Here is a 21,832-nt window from a genome sequence, read left to right on the forward strand (position 1 = left end):
ATATCTGGCGTTGACTTTTGGCACGCTGTTGAGTTCTCAAGGAACGGACACTTCCTTCGGACCGCCTTCCAGCGGGCCCTCCGGGCGCTTCGTTCGTGTTTCCCAGCTTACCAGACGTTTTCCGCTCCGTTTTCCGGGGCTTCATTCATCCGATTAGCTTTTGCCTTTCGGCGCTCCCAACTCTAGCAGAGTTATTCGGCCCGCTTTTCCATTCCGATCGGAATGGAAAAGGTGCGCGACGAGTCGCTCATCAGAGTTTGGGGGTTCGTCGCTTTCGGCCTCAGCCGTTCAGGCGACTCGGACTACGTTACGCCGAGGTGTCGGTCGAGTCAAACATGAGGGGCCGGATCTGGCTGGATCCGGCCCCTCTCCCCCGAGTGCGCAGGTCAACTTGGGTCTGTTCTCGGCCGACCGGCGGGCGGCTCGCCGTCAGCACGTCATGGTCATCCCGCGGTCAGCCCGCCGTCAGCTCGACGGCCGCCAGGTTGCGCTTCCCCCGGCGCAGGACGAGCCAGCGGCCGTGCAGCAGGTCGGCGGCAGCCGGCACGGCCTCCTCGTCGGTGACCTTGACGTTGTTCAGGTAGGCGCCGCCCTCCTTGATCGTGCGGCGGGCCGCGGAGCGGCTCGGGGCCAGGCCCACCTCGACCAGCAGGTCGACGACCTGGCCGAGCTCGGTGACCGAGGCCTTGGGCACCTCGGCGAGGGCCGCGGCCAGGGTGGCCGGCTCCAGGTCGCCCAGTTCGCCCTGCCCGAACAGGGCCTTGGAGGCGGCGACCGCGCGCTCGTACTGGTCGGCGCCGTGCACCAGGGAGGTGAGCTCCTCGGCGAGAGCGCGCTGGGCGAGACGGGCCGCCGGGCGCTCCGCGGTCTCGCGCTCCAGCTCCTCGATCTCCTCCCGGGAACGGAAGGAGAAGATCCGCAGGAAGTTGGAGACGTCCCGGTCGTCCGCGTTCAGCCAGAACTGGTAGAAGGCGTAGGGGGTGGTCAGCTCCGGGTCGAGCCAGATGGTGCCCGACTCGGTCTTGCCGAACTTGGTGCCGTCGGCCTTGACGATCAGCGGCGTGGCCAGCAGGTGGACGGACTTGCCGTCCGCCTTGCGGATCAGGTCGCTGCCGGCGGTGAGGTTGCCCCACTGGTCGCTGCCGCCGGTCTGCAGGGTGCAGTTGTAGCGGCGGTTCAGCTCCAGGTAGTCCATGCCCTGAAGGATCTGGTAGCTGAACTCGGTGTAGCTGATGCCGGCGTCGGAGTTGAGCCGTCGGGCGACGGCCTCCTTCGCGATCATGTTGTTGACGCGGAAGTACTTGCCGACGTCCCGCAGCAGGCTGATGGCCGACATCCCGGACGTCCAGTCCAGGTTGTTGACCATGCGGGCCGCGAACTCGCCCTCGAAGTCGAGGAAGCGGGAGATCTGGCCGCGCAGGCGGTCGACCCAGGCGGAGACCGTCTCGGGGTCGTTGAGGACGCGCTCCGCGGTCGGCTTGGGGTCGCCGATCAGGCCGGTGGCGCCGCCGACCAGGCCGAGCGGGAGGTTTCCGGCCTGCTGGAGGCGGCGCATGGTGAGGATCTGCACCAGGTTGCCGAGGTGCAGGCTCGGGGCCGTCGGGTCGAAGCCGCAATAGAAGGTGACCGGGCCGTCCGCGAACGCCTTGCGCAGTGCGTCCTCGTCGGTGGACAGGGCGATCAGCCCACGCCACCGCAGCTCGTCGACGATGTCCGTCACGGTCACGCTTCTCCTTGGATCGGGCGCCCGGCACGCCGGTCGGCCCGTTCCCTCGGGCCGTGTGCCTGGACGACTCCAGCGTTGTAGAGAGTACGCGGTCGTGGCCAGGGGGTTTCGGCCGGTCGCCCCGGGAGCGCGGAAATTCCGTTGTTACCCGGGGTGGCTCACGGTCACAGTGGAGCCACCGCCGCAGGGGTGGTGACAGGGCGGCCGTGCCGTCGGCACGGTCTGCAGGGAGGTGGCCTGAAGATGCGCAACACGCTGGTTCTGAACGCGAGCTACGAGCCGCTCACCACGGTCTCGCTGAAGCGCGCCGTGGTGCTCGTACTGCAGGACAAGGCCGTCGTCGAGCAGGCCCATCCGCTGCGGGTCGTCCGCGGTACCGGGGTGTCGATCCCGGTGCCCCGGGTGATCAGACTCCAACGCTACGTCAGGGTGCCGTTCCGACAACGGGCCCCGTGGTCGCGGCGCGGGGTGCTGGTCCGCGACCAGCACGTCTGCGCCTACTGCGGGCGCCGGGCGAGCACGGTGGACCACCTCGTGCCGAGGTCGCGCGGGGGCGCCGACAGCTGGCTGAACACCGTCGCGGCCTGCGCCGAGGACAACCAGCGCAAGGCCGACCGGACTCCGGAGCAGGCCGGGATGACGCTGCTGCGGCGGCCGTTCGAGCCGACGCCCGAGGCCACCCTGATGCTGGCGCTCGGGCTGCGCGAGGGCGACCTCGGTGACCTGGCGGCCTGGCTGCCCGCCACCGCCTAGAGCCGGTGGGCCGACCCGGTCGGGGGACAGGTCGGCCCACCCTGTGCGTCCCGTCAGCCCTTGCTGCGGAAGGCCGTCGCGACGCCGAAGTTGTTGGCGTGCTCCGGCACCGCCACCACCTTGTCGCCGCCGCTGATCAGCCGCCCGGCGGTGAGCAGCGAGCCGGTGCCCTGCGGGAACGCGCCGCCCTGGGTCTCCTGGCCGCCGGCCAGCGCGAAGCGGCTGATGTGGGCGGGCTGGTCCAGGCGCTCGTCGACGGCCAGCAGCAGGCCCCCGGCGTCCAGGCCGACGGCCCGGGACTTGCTCTTCTCCGCGACGGCCGTGCGCCAGACGGACTTGCCGGTGGTGAGGTCGTACGCGACCACCGCCGGAGCGCCGCCGTCGGCCGGGCCGACGGTGGCGATCATGGTGTGTTCGTGGAAGTACACGGCCGGTGCGGCGTCGAAGGTGCCGCGGGTGACGTCGAGCCGGCCGCCGTCGGCCGTCACCGGGATCTCGGCGGCGGGATCGCCGGTCGGGCCCCAGGCGAAGACCCGGTCGTCGGCGGGCTTCTCCCCGGTGGTGAGTACCGCCGCCGGCTCGGCGGACAGCACGGTGACGGTCTTCGGCTGGTTGTTCAGGCCGCGCCACCACGTGACCTTGCCGTCGTTGGCGTTCAGGGCCACGGCCTGGTCCACCGGGGCGGAGTCGGCGCAGCTGCTGTGCAGGACGACGGTGGCACCGCCGGCGCCGCCGGACAGGGTGCAGAACTTCCCCTGGCCCGCGTACTGCCACAGGTCCTTGCCGTCCTCGGCCGCCCAGGCCGCCACCCTGTCCTCGCCGATCGCGATCACCTTGTCGTCGGTGACGGCGACGTGCGCGGTGTAGGGGTCCTTCGACTCGGACAGGGTCTTGGTCCAGGTGCCCTTGCCGGTCTTGGTGTCGACCACGCTCAGCATGGTGCACGGGGTCTTGGGGTCGGCCGCGGGCCGGAAGAGCACCGCGCCCAGGCCCTTGGCGTTGACGCCCTGGCTGAGTCCGCACGGCACGGCGCCCGCCGCGGGCGCCGGGACGGACCAGGTCGGCTTGCCGTCGGCGAGGCCGTAGGCCTGCACGCCCGAGCCGTCGGCGCGGACCACCGCGTCGGCGAGCAGCCAGCTGCCGACCAGGGTGTCGTCGGTGCCGTCGGCCGGAGCGGCGGCGGGCTGGGCGGCCCAGGCCCGCTCGTGGGCGACCGAGATGTTCTGGCTGACGGGGACGTCCGCGGCCGCCGTGCCCGGGTCGCCGTCCTCGCCGGTCACCAGCACGCCGGCCGTCACCAGCACCGCCAGTGCCGCGACGCCGGCGCCGGCGCGCAGGAGCAGGGCGCGGCGGCTCGGGGCGTGCTCGCCGGAGACGACGTTGCCCGCGGCGGCCCTGGCCCGGTCGATCAGCGTGCCCTTGCCCGGCCCGGCCGGCCCCTCGGTGCGCCCTGCGGTGCCCTCGGCGTCGGCGTCCCCGGCGCTGCCCGGGAAGGACGGCCGCCCGACGGGCTGCGGCGGTGCGACGGGCCGGGCGGGCACCGCGGCACCCGGGTACGCCTGGTCGGTCCCGGTGTAGCCCTGGTCCGTCCCGGCGTAGGCCTCCGTCCCGGTGTAGCCCTGGTCCGTCCCGGCGTAGGCCTCCGTCCCGGTGTAGCCCTGGGCGGGGTCCGCGTACGGCTGCGCGGGGGTGGCGTCCGGGTAGCCCGTCCCGAACTCGGTGGCGGGGGACGGCTCGTACGGGAGGTATCCGCCGTAGCCGTCCCCGGTGCCGGCCGGGGCGTAGAGCTGCTGGTCGTTCCCGGGAACGCCCGGGTAGCCGGACCCGGCCTGGTAGCCGTAGGAGTCCGCGGGGTAGCCGGTGTAGTAGCCGGACTGGTCGGGCTGCTGCTGCGGGGCCGCGGTCTCCCACTGGTCGCCCGGCTGCCAGGGCTGGGCCCCGGCGGGCGCCGCGTACGGCTGCTGGTAGCCGGCCTCGGGCGTCCACGGGGTGCCGGCGGCCTCCGTCTGCTGGGGGTACCAGGCCTGCTGGTCGTAGCCGACCGGCTGCTGGCCGGTGGCGTCGTGCGGGTACCCCTGGTCGGAGGTGGGGGGCTGGTCCTGAGCCATGCGTTCCGTCCGTCCCGACTGCTTGCTGCCGTGGGTCAGCATCTCACGGCGAACGGGGCGCATCGGTCGGTACCGGGCGGGACGGGCCCTGACCGGTGGTCAGGCCGCGGCGCGCAGGGCCTCGTCGATGACGGCGGCGAGGGTGAGGTCGAGTCCGGTGAGGCCGCCCGCGCTGTGGGTGGACAGGACGAAGCGCAGGGTTCGCCAGCGGATGTCGATGTCGGGGTGGTGGTCCAGCCGCTCGGCCTCCACCGCGACGGCGTCGACCACCCGGATCGCGGTGGGGAAGCTCGCGGTCTCCGCGGTGCGGACGATCGAGCCGTCCTCGCGCCGCCAGTCCGGCAGGCCGGCCAGGCCGGCGGTGATCTCGTCCTCGGTCAGCCTGGCCCTGCTGGTCATCGGGTCCCTCTCGTCGTCTCAGGCGGTGACCCGGCGCGGGCGGGCGAGCAGCTCACCACCGCAGTTGGGGCAGGTGGCGGCCATCACCGCGGTGCAGTCCGGGCAGAAGGTGCACTCGTAGGAGCATATGAAGGCGGCGTCCGCCGCCTTCAGCGACACCTCGCAGCGTTCGCAGATCTCGCGCATTTCCAGGGCCATCGGGGTCCTCCGGGATCGGTTCGGCGGTACGGGAGCACCGCGGTGCGGACGGCGGCGGACCGGACGATCCGCCCGTCCAGGGTGGCGGGCCCGGATCGAGTCCGCCTGGTGCGTCAGCTGAGCAGCATCCGGGTCACCGCGACCAGGCCGACCACCACGATGACCCCGCGCAGCACCTGCGGCGGCAGGCGCCGGCCGACCTTGGCGCCGAGCTGGCCGCCGGCGGCCGAGCCGACCGCGATCAGCAGCACGGCGGTCCAGTCGATGGTGGAGGTGAAGAGGAAGAAGACCGCCGCCACACCGTTGACGATCATGGCGAGCACGTTCTTGGTGGCGTTGATCCGCTGCATCGTGTCCTGGAGCAGCATGCCCATCAGGGCGAGCAGCAGGACGCCCTGGGCCGCGCCGAAGTAGCCGCCGTAGACGCCGGCCAGCAGCACGCCGGTGAACAGCACCGGGCCGACCTCGGCGGCCGGCGGGCCGGCCTCCGCACGGCGGGCCGCGACCGCGCGGGCGACCCGGGGCTGGAGCACGACCAGCACCAGCGCCAGCAGGATCAGTACCGGGACGATCGCGTCGAAGGCCTTGGCGGGGAGCCTGATCAGCAGGACCGCGCCGATCAGTCCGCCGATCAGGGAGGCCACCGAGAGCCGGGCCAGCCGCCGTCCCTGGCCGGTCAGTTCGCGGCGGTAGCCGATCGCGCCGCTGAGCGAGCCGGGGACCAGGCCGAGCGTGTTGGAGACGTTCGCGGTGACCGGCGGCAGGCCGACGGCCAGCAGGACCGGGAAGGTGATGAGGGTGCCCGAGCCGACGATGGTGTTGATCGTCCCGGCGCCGACTCCGGCGACCAGTACGGCCACACCCTCCCAGAGTGTCATCGGTCATCCCCTCGCTCGGTCCTGTCGGCACCGATCATGCCGGAGGACGGCGGTGGGCGGCCAGGCACCTCCAGGATGCGGACGGCCCCGCGTTCGCGCGCGGGGACCGGGGCTCCCGGCCGGGCCGTCCGCGGCCGGGCCGGCGCCGGACACGGCCGAGGGCCCGCCCCGGCGGTGCGCGGGGCGGGCCCTCGGCGGGGCGGGGCGTCGGTCAGCTCACTCGGGGTCGAGCTTCGGGTACTCGCGGGTCGGCTCGACGCGCGGGCGGGCGGCCGACTTGGTGTCGGTGTCCACCGGGCGCGGGCCGGCGGCCGGGTCCACCGGGACGCGGCCCGCGGCCGGGGCCGCGCCGTTGCCGCCGCCGGTCAGGCCGGTGAAGGCGCCGCCGAGGCCCTTGAGCGCGTCGCCGACCTCGCTCGGGATGATCCAGAGCTTGTTGGAGTCGCCCTTGGCCAGCTCGGGGAGGGTCTGCAGGTACTGGTAGGCGAGCAGCTTCTGGTCGGCGTCGCCCTCGTGGATGGCCTCGAACACCGTCCGGATCGCGGCGGCCTCACCGTCGGCGCGCAGCACCGCGGCCTGTGCCTCACCCTCGGCCTGGAGGACGGCGGCCTGCTTCTCGCCCTCGGCGCGGAGGATGGCCGCCTGGCGGGAGCCCTCGGCGGTGAGGATCGCGGCGCGCTTGTCGCGGTCGGCGCGCATCTGCTTCTCCATCGAGTCCTGGATGGAGGTCGGCGGCTCGATCGCCTTCAGCTCGACCCGGTTGACCCGGATGCCCCAGCGGCCGGTGGCCTCGTCCAGCACGCCGCGCAGGCCCGCGTTGATGACCTCGCGGGAGGTCAGGGTGGACTCCAGGTCCATCGAGCCGATGATGTTGCGCAGGGTGGTGACGGTGAGCTGCTCGATGGCCTGGATGTAGCTGGCGACCTCGTAGGTCGCGGCCCTGGCGTCGGTCACCTGGTAGTAGATGACGGTGTCGATGTTGACGACCAGGTTGTCCGAGGTGATCACCGGCTGCGGCGGGAACGGCACGACCTGCTCGCGCAGGTCGATGCGGTTGCGGATGGTGTCGATGAACGGCACCACGATGTTCAGGCCCGCACCGAGCGTGCGGGTGTAGCGGCCGAAGCGCTCCACGATCGCGGCGCTGGCCTGCGGGATGACCTGGATCGTCTTGATCAGTGCGATGAAGGCCACCACGACCAGGACGACCAGGACGATAAGGACGGGTTCCACGACTCTCCCCCTAGACGACCAGGGCGGTAGCGCCCTGGATTTCGACGACGTCGACCTGCTGCCCCGGCTCGTAGACGCTGCCGGGGTTGAGTGCGCGGGCCGACCAGATCTCGCCGTTGAGCTTGATCCGCCCGCCCTCCGCGTCGACCCTTTCCTGTACCACCGCCGAGGCGCCCGGCAGGGCGTCGACGCCGGTGCGGATCTCCGGCCCCTTCCGCAGCAGGCGGTAGGCCACCGGTCTGACCACGACCAGGAGTGCGACGGAGACCCCCACGAAGACCAGGAACTGGAGGACCACCCCCGCTCCGAGCGCGGCCGTGAGCGCCGCCGCGCCGGCGCCGAGCGCGAACATGGCGAACTCGGGCATGGCCGTGAGCACCAGAGGTATGCCCAGGCCGACGGCGGCGAGGAGCCACCAGATCCAGCTGTCCACGGGTCCATCCTAGGGAGGGAACGGTCTTGCGGCGGAAGGTTCCCGCAGGTGGAGCAGCGGAAACCGGCCGCACGTACGACCGGTCCGCTTCAGCCGAAGTTCAGTTGTTCAGTGGCGCGCTCCGGAGCTCAGCCGAGCGGCAGGCCCTGGGCCGACCAGCGGTCGCCGTGACGCTCCAGGGTGAGCGGCAGGCCGAAGCAGAGCGAGAGGTTGCGCGCCGTCAGCGTGGTGTCGAGCGGGCCCGCGACCAGCACCTTGCCCTGACGGATCATCAGGACGTGGGTGAAGCCGGGGGCGATCTCCTCGACGTGGTGGGTGACCATCGCCATCGACGGCGCGTACTCGTCCTGGGCCAGCGCGCCGAGGCGGCGGACCAGGTCCTCGCGGCCGCCGAGGTCGAGGCCGGCGGCCGGCTCGTCGAGCAGCAGCAGCTCGGGGTCGGTCATCAGCGCGCGGGCGATCAGGGTGCGCTTGCGCTCGCCCTCGGAGAGGGTGCCGAACTTGCGGTCGGTGTAGCCGGACATGCCCAGGCGGTCGAGCAGGGCCAGGGCGCGCTGCTCGTCGGTGGTCTCGTACTGCTCGCGCCAGCTGACGGTCATGCCGTAGGCGGCGGTGAGCACGCACTGCAGCACGGTCTGCTCGGGCGGCAGCTTCTCGAACATCGCGGCGCTGGCCAGCCCGATCCGCTGGCGCAGCTCGAAGACGTCGACCTCGCCGAGCTTCTCGCCCAGCACGGCGGCGGCGCCGGCGGTGGGGAAGAGATAGGTGGCGGCGATCTGGAGCAGGGTGGTCTTGCCGGCTCCGTTCGGGCCGAGGATGACCCAGCGCTCGCCCTCGGCGACCGACCAGGACACCTGATCGACGAGTGCGCGCCCCTCCCGGACCACGGATACGTCCACCAGCTCCAGCACGTCGCTCATGCCTACGCCTTCCCCAATGCAGTTTCGGTCCGCCCCTGTGACCTGCGCGAAGGTCCTCGGGGTGCGGTCCACTCGTGTCGACAGTCGGCGCGGGCGGGCAGCCCGCTCCACCACTGGGACGGTCGGGAGCGGGTGCGGCGCACGCAGCACAGGCCAAACCTACGCCACCCCGATGTCGGCGTTGTCCGTAGGCTGGCTGGATGCTCGCTACTCCTTCCGAGAATCCGTACGAAGAGCCGCGATCGGGCCGGCTGACCGCCTGGGGCAACGCCCTGCTGCACGGCGGTGCCTCCCCCGACGACGCGGCGGCGGCCGTCCTGGACGCCGACGAGAGCCACCGGGTGACCGGGCTGCCGGGCGACGCCCCGGGCGAGCTGCACGGGCTCACCTGGGCGCTCGGGCGGCTGCGGGTGCTGGGGGTGAAGGGACTTCGGCTCGCCCTGCCGGCGACCGGGCACCCGCTGGGACTGACCGGGCCGGCCGCCTTCAACGACCTGGCGCTCGGCGCCGGCGAGGCCGTGCTGGCCGTCGGGGTGCCGCTCGGGCTGGTGCCCGAGGTGGAGGTGTTCGGGCCGGCCGGGGACCGCTCGGCCACCGTGCTGTGGCGCTGCGCCGAGGTCAACGACGCGCCGCCCGCCGACGTGCCCTCGCTGCACGAGGCCGAACGGGAGCTGGCCGACGGGCTGCGCGAGGCGACCGCGCTGCTGGCCCGCCTGGACGTGGCCGGCGCCGGGCCCCAGACGCTGCGGGCGCTGGAGGCGTACCGGCGGCGCGGGCACGCCGAACTGCTGGCGCCCGGCTACCCGCCGCGGGCGGTCCGGATCCTGGAGTCCGCCCGGCAGGTCTCGGCGCTGCTGTCGATCGCGTCCGGCAGCCACGGCGCGGCGGTCAGCGCCTCGGAGATGGCCGCCCGCCGGGCCACCCTGGCGCCGCTGGAGCGCACAGCCCGCCGGGCCCAGGTCGCCGCGTACAACGCGATGGTCGACGAGCGCTGACGCGGCAGGCCGGGGCGGGGCGTCAGAGCTCTCCGGCCGCGCCGTTGCGGACGGCCCAGAGGGCGGCCTGGGTGCGGTCGGCGACGTCCAGCTTCATCAGGATGTTCGAGACGTGGGTCTTGACCGTCTTCTCGGACAGGTGGAGCGAGCGGGCGATCTCGCGGTTGGAGCGGCCGGCCGCGATGTGGCCGAGCACCTCGCGCTCACGGTCCGTCAGGGTGCCGCCCCGGCCCTGGGGGACGTGCGGGTTGCCGTCGGAGAGCAGGGCCGCGGCCAGCTCCGGCTGGAGCAGCACGTGTCCGGCGTGCACCGAGCGGATCGCACCGGCCAGCGCCTCGGGGTCGACGTCCTTGTACACGTAGCCGGCCGCGCCGGCCCGCAGCGCCGGGACCATGGTGCGGTGCTCGGTGAAGCTGGTGACGATCAGGATCCGGGCCGGGCTGCCCTCCTCCTTGAGCAGCCGCAGCGCCTCGATGCCGTCCACGCCCGGCATCTTGAGGTCCATCAGGACCACGTCGGGGCCGAGTTCCTGGGTCCTGGCGACGGCCTCGGCACCGTCGGCGGCCTCGCCGACCACCTCGATGTCGTCCTGGACCTCCAGGAAGGTCCGCAGGCCACGCCGGACCACCTGGTGGTCGTCGACGAGCAGCACGCGGATCGGTGCGTCGGTGTCAGGCACCGGGGACCTCCATCTCGACCACGGTCCCCCTGCCGGGGGCCGATTCCAGGGTGAGGCGGCCCCCGACGGAGGCCGCACGGTCGCGCATCGACACCAGTCCCAGGTGCCGGCCGCCGCGGCGGACGGACTCCGGGTCGAAGCCGCAGCCGTCGTCGGTGATCCGCAGCACCGCGCCGCGGCTCGCGGTGCCGGTGAGGGAGACCGCGACGCGCTCGGCGCCGGAGTGCCGCAGCGCGTTGTGCAGGGCCTCCTGGGCGACCCGCAGCAGCGCCGCCTCGCGGGCCGGCGGCAGCGCCCTGACGTCGCACTGCCGGAAGCTGACGTCGGCGCTGTGGGCGCGGTCGAGCACCTGCACCTGGGAGGCGAGGGTGGCGACCAGACCGTCCTCCTCCAGCGCGGCCGGGCGCAGCTCGACCACCACGGCGCGCAGTTCGTCGGCGGCCTCGGCGGCGAGCTTGGCGACCTCGGCGAGTTCCGCGCGGGCCCGGGCCGGATCGCGGTCGACCAGGGTGGCGGCCGCCTTGGCAGTCAGGCGCAGCGAGAAGAGCTTCTGCGAGACGGCGTCGTGGAGGTCGTGGGCGATCCGGGCGCGTTCGCCGGCGAGGGTGAGTTCGCGGCTGCGCTCGTAGAGGCGGGCGTTGCCGAGGGCGAGGGCGGCGTGGGCGGTGAGGATCCGCAGCAGTTCCTCGTCGTGGGCGGTGAAACCGGGCCGGGGGCCGCAGCTGCCGGGTGCGGCGGCAGCGGGGTGGCTCTGTTTGTTGGCCAGGAACAGCGCTCCGACGATCTCGGTGCCGTCGACGATGGGCATGCCGAGGAAGTCCTTGAGCTCCGGGTGGGCCGGGGGCCAGCCGCCGAAGTCGGGGGCCTGCCGGACGTCGGTGAGCCGGGTGGGGGTCATCCGGTGGAGCATCGCGGCGAGGACGCCGTGCTGGCGCGGCAGCGGGCCGATCGCCTTCCACTGCTCGTCGCTGACGCCGTCCACCACGAACTGGGCGAAGCCGCCGTGGTCGTCGGGGACGCCGAGGGCGGCGTACTCGGCGTTCAGCAGGGTGCGGGCGGAGGCGGTGATCCGGCGCAGGACCTCGCGGACCTCCAGGTGGCGGCTCATCGCCAGGACCGCCGTGCTGATGGCCTCGATGCCGCCGAGGCACGGGTCGCAGGCGCTGACCTGCTCGGGCGGGACGGCCGGTTCCGGGGACATGCGACCACGCTACCGCCGGGTCGGCGGGCCGGGCGTCGGCCGATGGCCGGGACGGTCGTACGACCAGCGGCCCGGGACCTGCGGCGTAGGACCCGGGGGCGGGCCCGGGGCGGCCCGGGTGCGCCGACGGGCGGCGCCCGGTGCGGGGCGCCGCCCGTCGGCGGTGCTGGGGTGGCCGGTGGGGCCGGGGTGGCCGGTGGGGCCGGAGTGGCGGGGGCCGGTCAGCCCTTCTGCATGACCTCGGGCTCGTGCCGGCGCTGGAGGCGCTGGATCAGAAACGCGAGGCCGACCGAGATGACCACCATGGCGAGGCAGTTGAGCACCCAGATGCCGGCCGAGTGGTCCCACAGGGCGTCGATCGGCGCGGCCGCCGGCGGCTTGGCCTGGGCGACCGGCGCGATGTGCGCCAGGTCGAGGGTGGTGCCGGCGCCGGCCACGCCCCAGCGGGCGGGCATCAGCCAGGCGAGCTGCTCCAGGCCCGGCTTGTCGAAGAGCTGGAAGATCGCGCCGGTGAAGACCATCTGGACGATGGCGAACATCACCAGCAGCGGCATGGTCTTCTCGGCGGTCTTCACCAGGGCGGAGATGACCAGGCCGACCATCATCGAAGTGAAGCTGAGCAGGATGATGGCGATGGCCATCTCGACCGCCGGGGAGTGCTTGAACACCAGGCCCTCGGCGGGGAGTTTGCGCACCCCGAAGCCGATCGCCGAGATGATCCCGCCCTGGAGGAAGCTGATCACCCCGAGCACGATGATCTTCGACATCAGGTACGCGGACCGGGAGAGCCCGGTGGCGCGTTCCCGTTCGTAGATCGCCCGTTCCTTGATCAGCTCGCGGACCGAGTTCGCCGAGCCGGACAGGCAGGCGCCGAACGCGAGCACCAGCAGGATCATGCTGGCGATCTGGTTGCGCCCGGCGGGGCCGTCGCCCGCGGCGAGGCCGAACTTGGACGGGATCACCGCCGAGACCCCGCCGAGCACCAGCGGCAGGATCACCGACAGCGCGAGGAAGCCGCGGTCGGAGGCGATGACGGCCAGGTAGCGGCGGATCAGCGTCCACAGCTGGGAGCCCCAGCTCTGCGGCTTGGGCGGCCGGACCTGGTTGTGCACGTTGGGCGCGGACTGGGTGGCGACCGCGTCGACCGCCGCCGAGTACTCCTGGTAGTGCACCGAGCCGCGGTAGCGGCCGGCCCAGTCGTGGTCGGGGTAGTTCTCGAAGGCCTGGAAGACGTCGGCCCAGGTCTCGTAGCCGAAGAAGTGCAGGGCCTGTCCGGGCGGGCCGAAGTACGCCACCGAGCCGCCCGGCGCCATCACCAGCAGGCGGTCGCACAGCGCCAGTTCGGCCACCGAGTGGGTGACCACCAGGACGGTGCGGCCGTCGTCGGCCAGGCCGCGCAGGGTCTGCATGACCTCGCGGTCCATGCCCGGGTCGAGGCCGGAGGTGGGCTCGTCCAGGAAGATCAGGGACGGCTTGGTGAGCAGCTCCAGGGCCACCGAGACGCGCTTCTGCTGACCGCCGGAGAGCGCGGTGATCCGGTTGTCGGCCCGCTTGTCGAGGCGCAGCTCGTACAGCACCTCGTCGATCCGGCGCTCGCGCTCGGCCGCCTCGGTGTCGCCGGGGAAGCGCAGCCGGGCGGCGTACTTGAGGCCGCTGCGGACGGTGAGTTCCTTGTGCAGGATCTCGGACTGCGGGACCAGGCCGATCCGGGAGCGCAGTTCGGCGAACTGCTTGTAGAGGTTGCGGCCGTCGTACCGGACCTCGCCGCGGTCGGCGGGACGGTAGCCGGTGAGGGCGCGCAGCAGGGTGGACTTGCCGGAGCCGGACGGGCCGATCACCGCGACCAGGGACTTCTCCGGGACGGAGAAGCTGACGTCGTTCAGCAGGACCTTCTTGCCGCCCTTGAAGTCGACCTCGACGGTCAGGTGGTGGGCGGAGAAGGTGACGGCGCCGGTGTCGACGAACTCCTGCAGCTGGTCGCCGACCAGGATGAAGCTGGAGTGGCCGACGGTGAGACGGTCCTGCGGGCCCATCAGCTGGCGCTGGACCGGCTGGCCGTTGAGGAAGATGCCGTTGTGGCTGCCGAGGTCGACGATCTCCCAGCGGCCGTCCGGCAGCTGGCGCAGCTCGGCGTGGTGGCGGGAGACCTGGAGGTCGGAGACCACGATGTCGTTGTCGAGCGCGCGGCCGATCCGGATGGTGCGGCTGCCCGCGGTGAGGTTACGGACCATCGTCGGGTGGCCGAGGCCGCCGACGGGCTCCGGGTGGCCCTGCTGGGCCGGCACCGGGACGTGCTGCGGGCCGGTGCGGAACTCGCCGGGCTCGGCCGGGAAGGACTGCTGCTGCGGGAAGCCCGGCTGCGGGGTGGGCGCGTCCCACTGCTGCTGGACCGGCGGGGCCTGGACCGGCGGCTGCTGCGCGGGCGGCGGCTGCGGGGTGTTCCACGGCTGCGGGGCGCCCGGTGCGGTGCGCCGGGTGGTCGCCTCGTGGATGTTGCCCATCGCCTCGGCGGGCGCGGCGACGGCCGGGGCGGAGAAGCTCAGCCGCGGTCCGTTGTCCGGGTTGCCCAGGTTGACCACCGCGCCCGGCTGCAGCGGGACGTGCAGCGTACGGGTTCCGCCGGCGAAGGTGCCGTTGGTGGAACCGTGGTCGTCCAGCTGCCAGGCCGTCCCGGTGAAGGAGATGGTGGCGTGCCGCCAGGAGACCCTGGCGTCGTCGAACGGGAAGTCCGAGTTCGGGTCCCGTCCGATGGTGTAGCTGCGGCCGGGTTCCAGTACCCGCCGCTGCCCGTTGAGCTCTAGTACGAGTTGCGGCACTGTCGGCCTGCCCCGCTCTCTCGGTCCCCCGGTCCGCCCCCGGTGCGGGGGCCCACGTCTTCTGACGGGGGGAATCATTCCAGCCGCGGGGCCGTACCTGAAAGTCACCTCCGGGACTGTGACCTGGTGGCAACAGACCACGTGGCGCGCGGTGACACGGCGCGTCCGGCCGCCGTCCCAGTGTGCGGACCGGTGCGGTGGGCCCGGGGCCCCGCCCGGTAGCGTGGGAGGCACCATGAACGCAACTGATCCGGCCGCTGAGCCCCTCCCCGTCTCACAGCCCCGGACCGCCGACGAGCGCACGCTGCTGGTCAAGGTGTTCGGCAAGGACCGCCCCGGCATCACGGCGGGCCTGTTCACCACGCTCGGCGACTTCGGCGTCGACGTGATCGACTTCGAACAGATGGTCACCCGTGGCCGGATAACGCTGTGCGCGCTGGTCACGCCGCCGGCCGCGGCGGACGCCGAGGGCGCGCTGCGGGTCACCGTGCACCGCTGGGCCGAGGAGATGAAGCTCCAGGCGGAGGTCATCTCGGGCCTCGGCGACAACCGGCCGCGCCGCGAGGGCCGCTCGCACGTCACGGTGCTCGGCCACCCGCTGACCGCGACGGCGGTGGCCGCGCTGAGCCGCCGGATCTCCGACGCCGGCGGCAACATCGACCGGGTGTTCCGGCTGGCCAAGTACCCGGTGACCGCCGTCGAGCTGACCGTCTCCGGGGTCGGCACCGAGCTGTTGCGCACCGAGCTGGCCCAGGAGGCCGCGGCCCGGCGGATCGACGTCGCGGTGGCCGAGGCGGGCCTGCACCGGCGCGCCAAGCGGCTGGTGGTGATGGACGTCGACTCCACGCTGATCCAGGACGAGGTGATCGAGCTGTTCGCGGCGCACGCCGGCTGCGAGCAGGAGGTCGCCGGGGTGACCGCCGCGGCGATGCGCGGCGAGCTGGACTTCGCGGAGTCGCTGCGGGCCCGGGTCGCGCTGCTGGCCGGCCTGGACGCCGCCGTGGTGGAGAAGGTGCGCACCGAGGTCCGGCTGACCCCCGGTGCCCGGACGCTGATCCGCACCCTCCAGCGGCTCGGCTACCAGGTGGGCATCGTCTCCGGCGGGTTCACGCAGGTCACCGACCACCTGGTGGAGCTGCTGGGGCTGGATTTCGCGGCCGCCAACACCCTGGAGGTCGAGGACGGGAAGTTCACCGGCCGGGTCACCGGGGAGATCGTGGACCGTGCGGGCAAGGCCCGCTGGCTGGCGCGGTTCGCCGAGCAGGCCCGGGTGCCGCTGGCCCAGACGGTCGCGATCGGCGACGGCGCCAACGACCTGGACATGCTGAACGCGGCCGGGCTCGGGGTGGCCTTCAACGCCAAGCCGGTGGTCCAGGAGGCCGCCGAGGTGGCCGTGAACGTCCCGTTCCTGGACACCGTGCTGTATCTGCTCGGGATCACCCGCGAGGAGGTCGAGGCGGCCGACGAGCTGGACGGCACGCCCACCGACTGACCGCGGCGCCGACCGAGCGCGGCACGCGGGGGCCGGGATCCGCGTGCGGGCCCGGCCCCTTTGTCGTGCCCGGGGCTACTCGGGCAGCGTGTGGTACGAGTCGAGCTTGGCGACCCCGGGCTCCACGCCCTTCCAGGAGCCGGTGAAGCTCAGCACGGCGATCGCGCCGGTCGGGAAGCCGTTCAGCCTCAGCCGGTTGAGCGCGTCGGTGTCGCCGTGGTCCCCCGCGAGCACCTGGGTCAGCCCGAGCACGCCGGGGTTGTGGCCGACCAGCAGCAGGTCGGCGGTGTCGTCCGGGGTCTCCTGCAGGACCTCGATGATCTGGCCGGGACTGGCCTCGTACACCCGTTCCTCGAACACGGCCCGGCGGTGCCGCTTGGGCAGCTCGTGCGCGACCAGCTTCCAGGTCTCCCGGGTGCGCAGGGCGCTGGAGCAGAGCACGTGGTCGGGGTTGATACCGGAGTCGACCAGCCACTGGCCGGCCTCGGCGGCCTGCAGCCGGCCGCGGTCGGCCAGCGGCCGCTCGTGGTCGGCGACCTGGTTCGGCCAGTCGGCCCGGGCGTGGCGGAGAACGATGATCCTTCGGGGTGTATCGGCGCTCATACCCCCAGAGCTTCGCAGAAAATCAGCCGCCGGGCGCGTGCTCCACAACTCCGCCACCCGCAGGAGTGGAGCGGCTGCGCCGTGCCACCGTCAGCCCAGGTCGGCGGCGAAGGCGGCGATCACGCCGACCACCACCACGACCGCGGCGATCAGGCCCAGCAGCTGGAGCAGCTTCTTCTGGCCGTTCTGGGGATTCGGTTCGAGGACTGGCATACCGGCAGTCTCGCATCCCCGCCGGCCGGCCCGGACCGCCGGGTGGGGTCAGGCGGCAGTCCGGGCCTCGTCCTCGATGTGCCGCGGCCTGGCGGCGCGCAGGCCGACCGCCATCTGCGGGACCAGCAGCAGGGCCAGGAGGCCCAGCGGCAGGTACCAGCCACCGGTGGACTGGTAGAGGCTGCCCACCAGGATCGGGCCGGGGATCGAGATCAGGTAGCCGAGGCTCTGGGCGAACGCCGACAGCTGGGTGACCCCGCCGGCGGTGCGGGCGCGCAGGCCGATCATGGTCAGGGCGAGCGGGAAGGCGCACATGGACAGCCCCACCAGGCCGGCCCAGAGCCAGGAGGCGGTGCCGGCGGCCAGTGCCAGGCCGGTGTAGCCGGCGATCCCGCACAGGCCCAGCACCACCACGAAGATCCGCTGGTCACCGCGGCGCACGGCCAGGTTCGGCAGCACGAACGAGGCGGGCACGCTGACCACCATCACCAGCGCCAGCAGCACCCCGGACGCGCCCTCGGACACTCCGGCGTCCTGGTAGATCTTGGGCAGCCAGCCCATCGCCGCGTACGCGCTGGTGGACTGCAGGCCGAAGAAGGCGGCCAGGGCCCACGCGGTGCGGCTGCGCAGGATCGGCAGCCGGGCGGCGGCGGTGTGCCGGGCCGGGCCGCCGGCGGTGCCCCCGCGCCGCAGCAGCGCGGTGACCACCCAGAGCACCAGCGCGACCGCGCCGAGCAGCCCCCAGATGCCCAGGCCCAGGCGCCAGCTGCCGCCGAGGGCGGTGGTCAGCGGCACGGCGGCGGCGGCCGCGGCCGAGGTGCCGACCGACAGGGCCATCGAGTAGAGGCCGATCATCGGGCCGACCCGGTCCGGGAAGTAGCGCTTGATGACCACGGGCAGCAGCACGTTGGAGACCGCGACACCGGCCAGCGCGACCGCGGTGAGCAGCAGGAAGAACGCGGTGCTGCCGGTGAAGGCACGGGCCAGCAGGCCGACGGTGACGGCGCCCATGCCGGCGGCGACCACCGCGATCGGCCCGATCCGGCGGGCCAGTGCGGGCGCGGCGATGCCGAAGACCGCGAAGCAGAGCGAGGGGACGGCGGTGAGCAAGCCGGCCGCGGCGGCGCTCATGCCGAGGCCCGCGCGGACCTGGTCGAGCAGCGGGCCGAGGCTGGTGACCACCGGACGCAGGTTGAGCGCGGCGGCCACGACGGCGGCGGCCAGCAGCCAGGAGAGGTACCGGGAGCGGGTGGAGGCGGGCGGGGCCGAGGGCTCGGCGGCGGGCTCGGCTGGCCGGTCGAGCGGTGGACGGAGGGCGGCGCCGTCGGTCGTGGTGGGCTCTGCTGCGGTCGACATAGCGACCATCATAGAATCATGGGATGAATTAATGCACACCGCTATCCTGGAGCCCCTCGACCCATCCGCAAGGAGTCCCGATCCATGGCCCTGTCGACCACGCGTCGCGCACCGCTGTCCGATCAGGTGATCGCGCAACTGCGCGGACAGATCACCTCGGGCGAGTGGCCGGTCGGCTCGCGCATCCCCACCGAGTCCGAGCTGGTCGAACAGCTCGGGGTGGCCCGCAACACCGTCCGCGAGGCCGTGCGGGCGCTCGCCCACAACGGGCTGCTGGACATCCGCCAGGGCTCCGGCACCTACGTGCTGGCCACCAGCGAGCTGGCCGGGGTGATGCACCGGCGGTTCGCCGACGCCGACGGCGCCCAGGTCGCCGAGCTGCGGGCCACCCTGGAGACGGCGGCGGCCGGGCTGGCCGCCCTGCGCCGCAACGACCGGGACCTGGAGCTGCTGGAGTCCACCCTGGCCCGCCGGGACGCCGCCTGGGAGGCCGGGGACCCGGAGGACTTCGTCCAGGCCGACGCCGCCTTCCATCAGGCCGTGGTCGCCGCCGCGCACAACGACGTGCTCGCCGCCGTCTACGCCGACCTCGGCGAGGTCACCCGGGCCCACCTGCGCCGGGACGTCGGCCCCGAGCTCGTCCCGGACCGCTTCCTCAGCCACCGGGGGATCATCGACGGCATCCGGGCCCGGGACACCCAGGCCGCCTCCACCGAGGCCGGCCGCGCGATCGGCGCCTGCGGCCCCGACAGCTGACCGCGGCCCCGGCCGGACCCGCCCCGCCCGCCCCGGACAGCACACTGCCCGGCGCCGCTCCGAGGAGCGGGCCGGGCAGTCGGCGTACCGGAGGTGTCAGGCGCCGATGGCGTGCAGACCGCCGTCGACGTGGATGATCTCGCCGGTGGTCTTCGGGAACCAGTCCGAGAGCAGGGCCACGACACCGCGGCCGGCCGGCTCCGGGTCGTTGAGGTCCCACTTCAGCGGGGAACGGTGGTTCCAGGTGTCGGCCAGCTCGCCGAAGCCCGGGATGGACTTGGCGGCCATCGAACCGATCGGACCGGCCGAGACCAGGTTGCAGCGGATGTTGCGCTCACCGAGGTCACGCGCCATGTAACGGCTGGTGGCCTCCAGGGCGGCCTTGGCCGGGCCCATCCAGTCGTACTTCGGCCAGGCGAACTGCGCGTCGAAGGTCAGACCGACCACCGAGCCGCCGTCCTGCATCAGCGGGAGCAGCGCCATGGTCAGCGACTTCAGCGAGAACGCCGAGACGTGCATGGCGGTCGCCACGGACTCCCACGGCGTGTTCAGGAAGTTGCCGCCCAGCGCGTCCTGCGGGGCGAAACCGATCGAGTGGACGATGCCGTCCAGGGTCGGCAGGTGCTCGCGCACCTTGTCGGCGATGCCCGCCAGCTGCTCCTCGCTGGAGACGTCCAGCTCCAGGACCTTCGCCGGGGCGGGCAGCTTCTTGGCGATCCGCTCGGTCAGGCTGGGCCGGGGGAAGGCGGTCAGGATGATCTCGGCGCCCTGCTCCTGCGCCAGCTTGGCGGTGTGGAACGCGATGGAGGACTCCATCAGCACGCCGGTGATCAGGATCCGCTTGCCTGCAAGGATTCCGCTCATGTTGCTCAGTGACCCATGCCCAATCCGCCGTCGACGGGAATGACGGCTCCGGTGATGTATGCGGCCTCGTCCGAAGCGAGGAAGCGCACGGCCGAGGCGATCTCGGCAGGCGCGGCGTAACGGCCGAGCGGCACGCCGGCGACGATCTCCGCGCGGCGCTCGTCGGTGAGCACGGCGGTCATGTCGGTGTCCACGAAGCCCGGGGAGACCACGTTGACGGTGATGTTGCGCGAGCCCAGCTCACGGGCCAGCGAACGGGCGAAGCCGACCAGGCCGGACTTGGACGCGGCGTAGTTCGCCTGGCCCGGCGAGCCGGTGAGGCCGACCACCGAGGAGATCAGCACGACGCGGCCCTTGCGGGCCCGCAGCATCTTCGCGGAGGCACGCTTGACCACCCGGAAGGTGCCGGTCAGGTTGGTGTCCAGCACCGACGCGAAGTCGTCCTCGGACATCCGCAGCAGCAGGGTGTCCTTGGTGATGCCGGCGTTGGCGACCAGCACCTCGACCGGGCCGTTCGCGGCCTCGATCTCGGTGAACGCCGCATCGACCTGCGCGGCGTCGGTGATGTCGCAGCGGACTGCGAGCACGTCGAACTTGGCCAGCTGCTCCGGGACCTCGCCCGAGCGGCTGGTGATCGCGACCTTGTCGCCGGCCTCGGCGAAGGCCTCGGCAATCGCGAGGCCGATGCCCCGGTTGCCTCCGGTGACGAGAACCGAGCGGCTCAACGGTCCACCTCTCTCCTAGTTGACCTGCATGCGTACGCACTGTGACGGTATCGGTCCGGTCGAGGGCGCGGCCCCTACGGCTCCGACAGGTCCGCCACACGGTATCTGTCGCTTCCCGACAATACGTACGCCCCGGACCTGGCCCGACGCACCCCCGAGGGGGAACCATGGACCGGTCACACCCGTTGCTCACTGGGCCCGCCGGACCACCCGGCGGCCCGCGAGTGGTCCGGCCCGGCGGCCGGGAACGAGACGAGGGAATCGGAACGCGGATGAGCAAGCACCCCCGAAGCAGTGGTGGCGGCCGACGTGCCCGGCTGCTGGCCCTGACCGCACTGGCCACCGCGGCCGGCGCCGCCGTCTGGTCGCTGCGCGACCTGCCGGCCGCGTTCGGCCGGCGACCGGACGGCACCCGGGACGACCGGGTCCGCAACTCCCCGCAGTACCGCGACGGCGTCTTCCACAACGCCCCGAGCCAGCTCGCCCGGCAGGAGCCCGGACGGCCCGACGGCGACACCTTCCGCCGGATGCTGCTCGACGACCGCGCCGCGCGCCGCCCCGGCCGACCGGTGCCGATGGAGCGCACCTCCGACGGCTCCACCCGGCCGGCCGCCGAGGGCGTCGAGGTGGTCTGGTACGGCCACGCCTCGGCACTGGTCGAGGTCCAGGGCACCCGGGTGCTGATCGACCCGATCTGGTCCGACCGCTGCTCCCCCGTCCACCAGGTCGGCCCCAAGCGGCTGCACCCGGTGCCCGTCGGGCTGGCCGAGCTGCCGCCGGTGGACGCGGTCCTGATCTCGCACGACCACTACGACCACCTCGACATGGCGACCGTCAAGCAGCTGGTGGAGCTGCAGTCGGCGCCGTTCGCGGTGCCGCTCGGCATCGGCGGCCACCTGCGCCGCTGGGGCGTGCCCGAGCACCGCATCATCGAGCTGGACTGGGACGAGACCTGCACCCTCGGCGAACTGACCCTCACGCTGACCTCGGCGCACCACTTCTCCGGCCGCGGCACGACCCGCAACACCACGCTCTGGGGCTCCTGGGTGATCGCCGGCCCGTCCCGCAAGGTCTACTACACCGGTGACTCCGGGTACTTCGAGGGCTACGCCCGGATCGGCGAGCAGCACGGCCCGTTCGACGCCGCCCTGGTCCAGATCGGCGCGTACGACATGGCCTGGCCCGACATCCACATGACGCCGGAGGACGCCGTCCGCGCCCACCTCGACCTGCGCGCCGAGCTGTTGATACCGGTGCACTGGTGCACCTTCAACCTCGGCCTGCACCCGTGGGCCGAGCCGGTCGAGCGGCTGCTCGCGGAGGCCAAGGCCCAGGCCGTCCCGCTGGCGGTGCCGCGCCCCGGCCAACGGGTCGACGTCGACAACCCGCCGGAGCTCGACGGCTGGTGGGAGACGGTGGCCTGACCTCCGGCGGGCCGGCGCGGGGCGGCACCCGGGAGGTCTCCCGGTGCCGCCCCGCGGCGC

21 protein-coding genes are annotated in these 21,832 nt (G+C 73.0%); 5 read left to right on the forward strand and 16 right to left on the reverse strand.

All coding sequences use genetic code 11. From position 1 onward, the window contains the following. Positions 1-454: 454 nt before the first annotated feature. Entirely contained in the window at positions 455-1,720 is a 1,266-nt protein-coding gene (tyrS, locus tag ACIOFR_RS10845) for a tyrosine--tRNA ligase (RefSeq protein WP_400995326.1), read from the reverse strand. A 249-nt stretch (positions 1,721-1,969) separates the two neighbouring features. Here tyrS and ACIOFR_RS10850 point away from each other — a divergent pair, with 249 nt between their 5' ends. Continuing rightward, entirely contained in the window at positions 1,970-2,479 is a 510-nt protein-coding gene (locus ACIOFR_RS10850) for an HNH endonuclease (RefSeq protein WP_400994742.1), read from the forward strand. 53 nt (positions 2,480-2,532) lie between these two features. Here the strand turns inward: ACIOFR_RS10850 and ACIOFR_RS10855 are convergent, their stop codons facing one another. From ACIOFR_RS10855 to ACIOFR_RS10885, 7 genes are all read right to left on the reverse strand, one after another. Then, a complete protein-coding gene (locus ACIOFR_RS10855) occupies positions 2,533-4,587 on the reverse strand; it encodes a PQQ-binding-like beta-propeller repeat protein (protein WP_400994745.1) in 2,055 nt (684 codons plus the stop codon). Between the two features lie 99 nt (positions 4,588-4,686). Next, entirely contained in the window at positions 4,687-4,986 is a 300-nt protein-coding gene (locus tag ACIOFR_RS10860; protein WP_400994747.1) for a 4a-hydroxytetrahydrobiopterin dehydratase, read from the reverse strand. An 18-nt stretch (positions 4,987-5,004) separates the two neighbouring features. Beyond that, positions 5,005-5,184, reverse strand: coding sequence for a DUF1272 domain-containing protein (locus tag ACIOFR_RS10865; RefSeq protein ID WP_400994750.1), 180 nt, complete (start codon positions 5,182-5,184; stop codon positions 5,005-5,007). A 113-nt stretch (positions 5,185-5,297) separates the two neighbouring features. Beyond that, the gene (locus ACIOFR_RS10870) at positions 5,298-6,062 is read right to left on the reverse strand and encodes a sulfite exporter TauE/SafE family protein (protein ID WP_400994753.1); all 765 of its coding nucleotides are present in this window, start codon (positions 6,060-6,062) and stop codon (positions 5,298-5,300) included. 216 nt (positions 6,063-6,278) lie between these two features. Next, a complete protein-coding gene (locus ACIOFR_RS10875) occupies positions 6,279-7,295 on the reverse strand; it encodes an SPFH domain-containing protein (protein ID WP_400994755.1) in 1,017 nt (338 codons plus the stop codon). A 10-nt stretch (positions 7,296-7,305) separates the two neighbouring features. Beyond that, entirely contained in the window at positions 7,306-7,728 is a 423-nt protein-coding gene (locus ACIOFR_RS10880; protein WP_400994757.1) for an NfeD family protein, read from the reverse strand. A 128-nt stretch (positions 7,729-7,856) separates the two neighbouring features. Then, the gene (locus ACIOFR_RS10885; RefSeq protein ID WP_400994759.1) at positions 7,857-8,648 is read right to left on the reverse strand and encodes an ABC transporter ATP-binding protein; all 792 of its coding nucleotides are present in this window, start codon (positions 8,646-8,648) and stop codon (positions 7,857-7,859) included. A 200-nt stretch (positions 8,649-8,848) separates the two neighbouring features. Between ACIOFR_RS10885 and ACIOFR_RS10890 the strand changes: the two genes are divergently transcribed. Then, positions 8,849-9,643 carry a hypothetical protein gene (locus ACIOFR_RS10890; RefSeq protein ID WP_400994761.1) on the forward strand — a complete coding sequence of 265 codons (795 nt, stop codon included), beginning with the start codon at positions 8,849-8,851 and terminating at the stop codon, positions 9,641-9,643. A 22-nt stretch (positions 9,644-9,665) separates the two neighbouring features. Here ACIOFR_RS10890 and ACIOFR_RS10895 read toward each other — a convergent pair whose 3' ends face one another. The 3 genes from ACIOFR_RS10895 to ACIOFR_RS10905 form a co-directional block, all read right to left on the reverse strand. After that, positions 9,666-10,322, reverse strand: a complete 657-nt coding sequence (locus ACIOFR_RS10895) for a response regulator (protein WP_400994764.1) — start codon at positions 10,320-10,322, stop codon at positions 9,666-9,668. Further along, entirely contained in the window at positions 10,315-11,523 is a 1,209-nt protein-coding gene (locus ACIOFR_RS10900; protein ID WP_400994767.1) for a GAF domain-containing sensor histidine kinase, read from the reverse strand. Before ACIOFR_RS10900 ends, ACIOFR_RS10895 begins: the two co-directional genes overlap by 8 nt. A gap of 221 nt (positions 11,524-11,744) precedes the next feature. Continuing rightward, positions 11,745-14,339 carry an FHA domain-containing protein gene (locus ACIOFR_RS10905; protein ID WP_400994769.1) on the reverse strand — a complete coding sequence of 865 codons (2,595 nt, stop codon included), beginning with the start codon at positions 14,337-14,339 and terminating at the stop codon, positions 11,745-11,747. Between the two features lie 235 nt (positions 14,340-14,574). On the opposite strand from ACIOFR_RS10905, the gene serB reads away from it, so the two are divergent. Further along, complete coding sequence (gene serB / locus ACIOFR_RS10910; RefSeq protein WP_400994772.1) at positions 14,575-15,831, forward strand: phosphoserine phosphatase SerB; 1,257 nt, start codon at positions 14,575-14,577, stop codon at positions 15,829-15,831. A 75-nt stretch (positions 15,832-15,906) separates the two neighbouring features. Here the strand turns inward: serB and ACIOFR_RS10915 are convergent, their stop codons facing one another. The 3 genes from ACIOFR_RS10915 to ACIOFR_RS10925 form a co-directional block, all read right to left on the reverse strand. Next, on the reverse strand, positions 15,907-16,434 hold the full coding sequence (locus tag ACIOFR_RS10915; protein WP_400994775.1) for a SixA phosphatase family protein: 528 nt from the start codon (positions 16,432-16,434) through the stop codon (positions 15,907-15,909). 90 nt (positions 16,435-16,524) lie between these two features. Further along, positions 16,525-16,647 carry an SGM_5486 family transporter-associated protein gene (locus ACIOFR_RS10920; RefSeq protein ID WP_400994778.1) on the reverse strand — a complete coding sequence of 41 codons (123 nt, stop codon included), beginning with the start codon at positions 16,645-16,647 and terminating at the stop codon, positions 16,525-16,527. Positions 16,648-16,695: 48 nt separating this feature from the next. Beyond that, complete coding sequence (locus ACIOFR_RS10925; protein ID WP_400994780.1) at positions 16,696-18,003, reverse strand: CynX/NimT family MFS transporter; 1,308 nt, start codon at positions 18,001-18,003, stop codon at positions 16,696-16,698. Positions 18,004-18,087: 84 nt separating this feature from the next. Here ACIOFR_RS10925 and ACIOFR_RS10930 point away from each other — a divergent pair, with 84 nt between their 5' ends. Next, positions 18,088-18,759: a FadR/GntR family transcriptional regulator gene (locus tag ACIOFR_RS10930; RefSeq protein ID WP_371500113.1), complete on the forward strand. Its 672-nt coding sequence runs from the start codon at positions 18,088-18,090 to the stop codon at positions 18,757-18,759. Positions 18,760-18,855: 96 nt separating this feature from the next. Here the strand turns inward: ACIOFR_RS10930 and fabI are convergent, their stop codons facing one another. Next, on the reverse strand, positions 18,856-19,623 hold the full coding sequence (gene fabI / locus ACIOFR_RS10935; protein ID WP_400994784.1) for an enoyl-ACP reductase FabI: 768 nt from the start codon (positions 19,621-19,623) through the stop codon (positions 18,856-18,858). Positions 19,624-19,628: 5 nt separating this feature from the next. Beyond that, complete coding sequence (fabG, locus tag ACIOFR_RS10940; RefSeq protein WP_400994786.1) at positions 19,629-20,348, reverse strand: 3-oxoacyl-[acyl-carrier-protein] reductase; 720 nt, start codon at positions 20,346-20,348, stop codon at positions 19,629-19,631. A 272-nt stretch (positions 20,349-20,620) separates the two neighbouring features. On the opposite strand from fabG, the gene ACIOFR_RS10945 reads away from it, so the two are divergent. Continuing rightward, positions 20,621-21,772: an MBL fold metallo-hydrolase gene (locus ACIOFR_RS10945; RefSeq protein WP_400994788.1), complete on the forward strand. Its 1,152-nt coding sequence runs from the start codon at positions 20,621-20,623 to the stop codon at positions 21,770-21,772. Positions 21,773-21,832 lie beyond the last annotated feature (60 nt).

Origin of the sequence: Kitasatospora sp. NPDC088346, from assembly GCF_044740765.1 — a bacterium.
GTDB lineage: Bacteria > Actinomycetota > Actinomycetes > Streptomycetales > Streptomycetaceae > Kitasatospora.